The organism is Wolbachia endosymbiont of Wuchereria bancrofti, assembly GCF_002204235.2.
Classification (GTDB): Bacteria; Pseudomonadota; Alphaproteobacteria; order Rickettsiales; family Anaplasmataceae; genus Wolbachia.
Window position 1 is genome coordinate 1 of record NZ_NJBR02000001.1, and the last position, 732, is coordinate 732.

Sequence of the window (732 nt, forward strand, 5' to 3'; positions counted from 1 at the left end):
TGAGTTTTTTACTGAATTTTATCATTGAACCTGCGCAGGTCAAAAATAAGCTGTGAGTCAAAGATACCCTTACTGCTAAGATAATTAGGTTGTTTGAAATTTATCAAGTAGTTTTCTGCATTTCTGTGAGCTGCTTGAATGACAGGTAGCCGTGCAGGAAGTCTATTGTTTTATGACTCAGCGCAGAAAGCAACAAGAACGACAAACAATCTAAAAATATAGCAATCTATTTTTGAATAAACTCCATTTGCATTTCTCGTATATTACTTTCTATTTGCTCTATTTGTTCTATTAGTCTTTCCTCTAAGTCAAAATCACCGCCTAGCCTTGCTTCGATTCTTTCTCTTTGTAATACATTTAATTCCTCCCGTAACACTATATTATTCCATACAGTTTTCGCAGATTTCCCATTGTTTAATTGACTGTTTAGTACGCTAGTCCTTTCAAATATAAGCTTTATGGTTCCATCAATGTTAAACTGCTCTAACTCTTGTAATAAAACCTCTTTATTGAGTTCACTTCCATTATTTGCTACATTAATTATATGCTGTTGCAATCTTTTTATCTTTACATTAGTAAATTCAAAATGGGAAAATTGCTCAAAATATATAGGATGGTTCAAGATTTCAGGAAATTCTAAGGCTATGCGTAAAACTATGGCCTGATTTTGTTCTGCTTCAATTAGCTCTGGAGATTTGTTGTAAAGATATTCACTTTTTGTTGCTTTTGCTT

Annotated in this window: 1 pseudogene; it reads right to left on the minus strand. The window is 32.8% G+C overall.

Annotation, left to right across the window (positions count from 1 at the left end):
• Nucleotides 1-226 precede the first annotated feature (226 nt).
• Nucleotides 227-732 (minus strand): annotated as a pseudogene (locus tag CCY16_RS00005) (DNA primase); the annotation flags it as partial.